Source organism: Vibrio sp. 10N.261.45.E2 (assembly GCF_002875705.1).
Lineage (GTDB): Bacteria > Pseudomonadota > Gammaproteobacteria > Enterobacterales > Vibrionaceae > Vibrio.
In genome coordinates, this window is the sequence record NZ_MCZZ01000159.1 from 79479 (window position 1) to 85798 (window position 6320).

Annotated in this window: 5 protein-coding genes; 1 reads left to right on the forward strand and 4 read right to left on the reverse strand. The window is 37.5% G+C overall.

The window, feature by feature from the left end; all coding sequences use genetic code 11:
* Positions 1–777, reverse strand: coding sequence for a pilus assembly protein CpaB (locus BCT34_RS21985; protein ID WP_076650817.1), 777 nt, complete (start codon positions 775–777; stop codon positions 1–3).
* 63 nt (positions 778–840) lie between these two features.
* Positions 841–1059 carry a Flp family type IVb pilin gene (locus BCT34_RS21990; protein WP_076650818.1) on the reverse strand — a complete coding sequence of 73 codons (219 nt, stop codon included), beginning with the start codon at positions 1057–1059 and terminating at the stop codon, positions 841–843.
* Positions 1060–1267: 208 nt separating this feature from the next.
* Here BCT34_RS21990 and BCT34_RS21995 point away from each other — a divergent pair, with 208 nt between their 5' ends.
* Positions 1268–1726, forward strand: coding sequence for an A24 family peptidase (locus BCT34_RS21995; RefSeq protein WP_076650819.1), 459 nt, complete (start codon positions 1268–1270; stop codon positions 1724–1726).
* Here BCT34_RS21995 and BCT34_RS22000 read toward each other — a convergent pair whose 3' ends face one another.
* A complete protein-coding gene (locus BCT34_RS22000) occupies positions 1727–2611 on the reverse strand; it encodes a LysR family transcriptional regulator (RefSeq protein WP_076650820.1) in 885 nt (294 codons plus the stop codon).
* A gap of 545 nt (positions 2612–3156) precedes the next feature.
* Positions 3157–6174, reverse strand: coding sequence for a M6 family metalloprotease domain-containing protein (locus BCT34_RS22005; RefSeq protein ID WP_076650821.1), 3018 nt, complete (start codon positions 6172–6174; stop codon positions 3157–3159).
* Between the last annotated feature and the right edge of the window lie 146 nt (positions 6175–6320).

Below are 6320 nucleotides of genomic sequence, written 5' to 3' on the forward strand. Positions count from 1 at the left end.
TTATTCCTTACCACGTAATTCTCTAACACCGAACTGAGTTTCTAAAAGATCACTGCTGCGAATAGATAAATAGCGATTCTCGATTTCAGATGGAATGATATTCACATCACCGATTTTTTGAGCCATTTCGAGTTTCAAAACACTGCGCATATTTAATGCAATAACTAAACTGTATTTTTTGTGTTCGGCATCTTCTGAATCAGTATCTTCGCTGCCTTTTATTACCTGCAGCACACGAGCTCCACTAATAATCACTCGGCTAACGAGATCACCGATATCACCATACCCGTTCTCAACTAAATTCGATTTTGAAGAGGTTGTGGAAACAAAGCTAACTTTGTCACCAGGAGTAAGCGTTGCAGTTTGTACCACTCCGATACCGGTAACTTCATAAAAATACGGTAATTCACCGTCATTTAATGACAAATACATATAATCTCGGTCTCCAGGGTTGGAGATCATATCTTGTGTTAAGTATGTGCCTTCGGAGATGTCTTCTTTAAATAGAGCACCAGGTTCAACAATAAGGTCATCTTCTAACGTATAGTAGTAACCATCTAAGTCAGATATATGAACAAATTTCTTGTCATAAAATTTAGGAGCCAACGGTTGAGAACGTTTAATTGCTGTCTGAGCAACTAAAACACTGACCTTGGGTTCTTCCTTCTGCTGTACTTCCTGTGGTTCTTCATCAGCTGAAATATAGTTAATATTGATATAAATCAATGTGGAAAAAATAGAAAAAGCAACAAGAAGAAGAATGATAGTTCTGTTCATATTAAGCCTAAAATAGGGGCAAAGCCCCTTAATATATTATTCTTAGTGGCCGTTTAGCTACCTTTACTTAGTTGGAGTAGCAGTAGCACCTTTCAAATTGCTTGTCACTTTACCTAATGCACCAGTGATAGCATCTTTAAGCGTATCAGTTTGAAATGCCGCTAATACTAGAGCCGACATTACAACCGCAATAATTGCATATTCCACAGCCGTAACACCGCGAATATCATCTTCGAACTTCATTTTTAGTTCAGCCAATTTTGCTAAAGTTTTGTAGTACATGGTAATCCTCTAAAAGTATATCGACCTTGGGTCTAATTGAAATTGCGAAATGAAATTTACTCGATATAAAAATATACATCCAATTAATAGTTATTATGGACACATAACATAAACTTATCTTAGCAATATAAGCCATTCTTATGCTGGTATAAGAATCAGAAATCCAATTTATGTTGATATAGCTAATACTTGTCTATACTCTATATTTATGAACATAGATTTATTAATTTACTCCACCTTAATTTCTGTAAATTTATCAATATTACTTTTTGTATGTTTTTTTGACGGGAAGTATAGAAAAATACCAAACAACCTCAATAAAATAGCTTTAGCATTTAGTATTTTCGTCGCGTTATATAACGGCTATTTAATGTCATCATTACCCACCGCAGCATTGTGCTTCATAGTATTTTTTATACTCTGGTATCTGGGAGTAATTGGGGCTGGGGATGTGAAGTTACTTTTTGCATTAATCATTGGCATACAACCAGAACTGGTTACAATGACATTGATTTTTATAGGGTTTCTTGGTGGTATCTTAGTTTCCATTATGTACGTAATAGGAAAAATAGCGGGGTTTGATAGCTATAAAAAAGGCATCCCTTACGGGATGCCTATTGCTCTAAGTTGTTTCATTTTTAGCACTGTATCAATATTATCAAACTAATTACATAATACTATATTTCAGCTCAGGCGTCGAAATGTCACTAATTTGAAACAATTGCTGAATCTTATCTTTAATACCTAGCGTCTCTAACTCTTGTGAAATTTCGTCACTACACCAAACATACATGTTCACTTTTTGACGTAACGGTATTGTCTTACAATTATTATTACATACAGCCCACTCAGGAAAAATTAGAATGGTACCATTTGTATCCAATTCATTTTTTAGGAACTGACATGAGCTTGTTTTTACCCAACTGGTCACATGTGAAGAATCAATATTATAGTCATTAAGTAGCTCTTGGACATAGGACTTGGGTAGAGAACTACAAAATACAACCCTCTGTGGATAACACTCATGTGGGTCAAGAGAATTTGAATGTGCGATAACGTAATTAACCGTCTTTAGTTGATAGGACTTTCCATTCTCCTGTGAAATCCGATCCATCGTGAATATTAAATCATAACGAGAAGAGTCCAATAGAGAAGAATTCGTAAAACTGTTTATGGACAAATCTATATTGTTCAACATTCTAAATTCATTGATTACACGCTCAACCATATCGAAACAAAATGATTCGGCAATCGCTATATTGAATTGATCTCTTAATTCTACCTTCTCCAGATCTTCAAACAACTTTTCGTACATAGACATTGTTTGGTCTGCATAATCGAGTAATACTTTTCCATGTTTAGTGAGTAAAAATCCTTCTTTTCTATCGAAAATACTTGCCCCGATTGTACTTTCTATTTTTTTAATATGTTGAGATACCGCAGGCTGTGTCATAAATAAAGACTCAGCGGCCGCAGTAAAACTTTTGTGCTTAGCAACGTGTGAAAATGTTCTTAAATATTTGACGTCGATAGACCTGTTGACGTTTTTCATGGTGCAAACTACCCCGATGTTGCGTTCTTTTATTAATTATTCTTATTAAAAATCAGCGTAAAAGTAACAATAGTGTCATACAGATACAAAAAAACATTATTTATATACTCATAAATAATGTTTATATGCACCTATACAAATAAATACATTTATCGCAACCAACAACTGATTCACAAATCCCTATGTGCTTTTACAAACAACATATTTTGTGCCATTCTCGTACCAAAGTCCTTACACAACACCTTTCCCGGACAAATGACAGTAAACACAATTATAACCAAAACCTATGCACCCACCACCTTTTGATTACCGAAAATCGTTGAAATTTATGTAAATATTCATCATTTATAATGCTAAAGCTCGAAAGTCACTCAATTGAACCATTGTCCATTTTTGTGATCAATGTTGCACTCAAATGAAACTAAACACCTATTAATGTAAGTCCAGAATCAGAAATGCGACAAATCATTCCATTTTTGCGCTGACTCATGTTTGTAGGCGAATAAAAAAGAGCTAAAAATATAGCTCTTTCATTTCACTTTATTCTATCGGCGCTGTCGTAACCGAAGGAGCAAGCACAACATAAGAATAAGAGGCAGTGAGGAGCTTCCTCCTGACGAGTCGCTTTGAGTTGCTGTTACAGCAGATTCATTTGAAATATTCGGTAGCACCTCAATTTCAAACGAACCTATCCACTCGCCTCCATCGGCAGATAAAACCCTATATTTAATAGTGTCATATAAAGCTAACTTACGTTGAGCGGGTGCATTATAAATAATCTTACTATCTACAATTTTTGCAATACCATTACGTGGAGAGTCCAATATATATAATGTGTAAACCTCCTCATTAATATTAGGGATTAGATCGATTACATCTCCATATTTTACTTGTAGCGATTTAGTGCCTAATAATGACGCTTGCTTTCTTCGCACATCAACCACTACAGACTGCTTTGCATAACCTCCTAATGAATCTTGCACTAGAACGACAAACCTATATTGCTCCCCTTCAGCAGCATCACTAGGGATTGTTACTTTAAGTACTTTAGATTGTGAATCACTCAGCGACAGCCTTGGACCTTGAACTTGAGACCACGTTATTTGATGCTCTGAAGAATCGACATCTGTAATATTAGTGATCTTGAATATCACCGTTTCACCAGGCTCAGACTTAGCATTTGATCTATCGAGCGTTAACTCGGGAGCATCATTCACTGATTTAATATCAACGTCTACACGCGCAAAGTCCGTCTCCTCTCCTCGCCCATCTACCAGACGATACGTAAAGCTATCACGACCAAACTGATTAGCTAAAGGGTAATATGTCTCACCTTTTATCACGCCTTTTTTTGGCTTCTGCCCGATTTCAATTGAATAATTATTTGGCTTGGGTAAGTTGATATCATTCGCTAGTAGGTTAAGCAGAAAAGGAATGTCTTCATCGGTAGAAATCTTATCGTCGACAGCAATAGGTTTGGCTGTAGTTGGTAATTCAAAAAGCAGTGCAAAAGGGAAGTTCTGTCCGAACGCGCGCCCCAAGCCTTGCGTTTTATAATCAGAAATCGTACCTGAAAATTGCTTTTTTCTTTGTCCATCTCCTAAATATGCGTCCAAAAACTGAGTAGAGTATTCCGGAGTACCATTTTCAATCTCTAACACAATCAGCTTTAAGCCCAAGCCAAGCTTGATCTTCTCATCAAAAATGACTTGTCCACCGTCTTGCTGAGCTACACCTCGGTGTAACAATCGAGCGGCGCTTTCATCAATAACTGCATTGCCAAATATGGATTGGTATGGGTATTCGACTAGACGATAAAACATCGGCATCGCGACGCTCGTTGCTTTCGCGTAAAAATGTATTCCTGCAATATCTTGGTTTCCTTTGACAACATCTATGGGGAAGCCAAGAACATTAATATTTGCGTTATAACGTGGGTAGGTTCTTCCGAAAGAAGTGACCCAAGACGATTTGTTGTTTGAGTTTGGAACCAAAAGAGAGAAACTCGCTTTGGCATCATCGCTAGAAATATTTGTTATTGTGATATCTGTTTTTCTGCCAGCAGTAATCGCTGTTAAGGAAGGTTCTGAATCATCCGAGAGGTTGGTAACCGAGTCTCTACCAGGAAAGACATCACCAGTATCTCCAGAAGAAAAACCGCTTTCTAGTAACCCCTCTCCATCGGCTTGGAATACCTGCACTTGCATCGGACCTGAACTGTTGAATTGATTATCGATATTCACAGCTGTAATCAACAAACCTTCGCCACGAAGCGCTTGGTCATAATTGCTTTTACGTCTATTTTCAACGTAAGCACGCGGTCCAAATTGTTTAAGGTAAGGATCAAGATGAATAACTCCTTCGCCCTTTATAGTGTCTATTTCGATACGACCGGTATTGGAGAGTACTTTCGGCTTTAAAAATCCGGATGCCTCTTTACTCCACGCCAACATGTTAACCGGCGTTTCTCCGGCATATTGATCACTGGGTTTACTTCCCCAGCTTCCGCCTCCCATTAGCCCCCAATGCCCAATTGAACCATCATGCTTATAAGAATATAAATCCGGTAGCCCTAACATCAAATGCCCAAGCTCGTGGGCAATAACCCCCATGGTCGATTGATGATCATCCTGATAATCTGCGAAGAGGCAATATGCGCTAATGCGCTTTCCATCTATCTCGACAGTTCTGTGGGCAAACTTATGCGGCCAAATCGTAGGCGTTTTTTGTGTACCACTTGACTTGTCATTACCCGCAAAGACGAACATGACGGACAGCTCTTGAGGAGCAATACTATCGTCATTGTTGTAGTCGTATTGAGAAAGATTAAAGTCAACGTCTAGTGCTTCATAAGCTTTTTTGAACACATTATTGAGTTTAGTTTGGCAGTTACTTTCAGACTTGGAATGACAATTAGGGTGATCTATGTCCAACGTGACATTAATAACACCGTCGTTTTTAGTCCCTTCACTTTCTTTCGCTGGAACAACTTTATAATTCCCGTAACTATTTTTAAGAAAGTAATCTTGAACACTTTGCTGATTTTCACCAAATATCGTCGACTGAAAATCATTCTCTATCTGTTCGTCTGAAAAACTGACTTGTACAACCAACAGAGCCTGCTCAGTGAGCTTTTTATTTGAAGTACTAGATAATGATGATCGTTGCCTTTGTCTCGGAGTAAATCTTTTGTGGTTTGCAGCCGGCGAGTCAAAAGATTCATTGACGTGTATTGGGTCGATTTTTAAATTTTTGATGTTTGATTCAATGGGGACCTCAGCGCCACTCGAAGCCAGTACACCAGTTGAAATAACCGTTCCTACCCCGTTATCATTCATTACATATTTAGCAAAATACCATTGATTATCTGGATCCTGAATATACAGGTGTCCATCATGGTCTTGGTACCAAAACATATGTTGTGACCCCATTAATCGCAGCTCTTTTGTACTGCCATCAATAAAAGTCATCATATGCCAAGTTGGCGCAGGTAAAGTGGTCGCTTGTACAGAAAAGGCAGCAATGACTGCCGTCATAACTGTACAAATTAATTTTATCCTCATTATAAAAGTCTCGTTGGGCGAATAATCTTGAAATAGATAATTCGTTTATTAAATGAAACGAGACTTTATCAATGGTGAATTATATTAACCAATTAACTTTCCGACTAAACCTATAAATATTATTTATAGTTAATTTGGTTATAAAT

Excerpts from the sequence above, each read along its gene's own strand:
- BCT34_RS21985 (WP_076650817.1), bottom strand. The coding sequence starts at position 777 with ATGAACAGAACTATCATTCTTCTTCTTGTTGCTTTTTCTATTTTTTCC.
- BCT34_RS21990 (WP_076650818.1), bottom strand. The coding sequence starts at position 1,059 with ATGTACTACAAAACTTTAGCAAAATTGGCTGAACTAAAAATGAAGTTC.
- BCT34_RS21995 (WP_076650819.1), top strand. The coding sequence starts at position 1,268 with ATGAACATAGATTTATTAATTTACTCCACCTTAATTTCTGTAAATTTA.
- BCT34_RS22000 (WP_076650820.1), bottom strand. The coding sequence starts at position 2,611 with ATGAAAAACGTCAACAGGTCTATCGACGTCAAATATTTAAGAACATTT.
- BCT34_RS22005 (WP_076650821.1), bottom strand. The coding sequence starts at position 6,174 with ATGAGGATAAAATTAATTTGTACAGTTATGACGGCAGTCATTGCTGCC.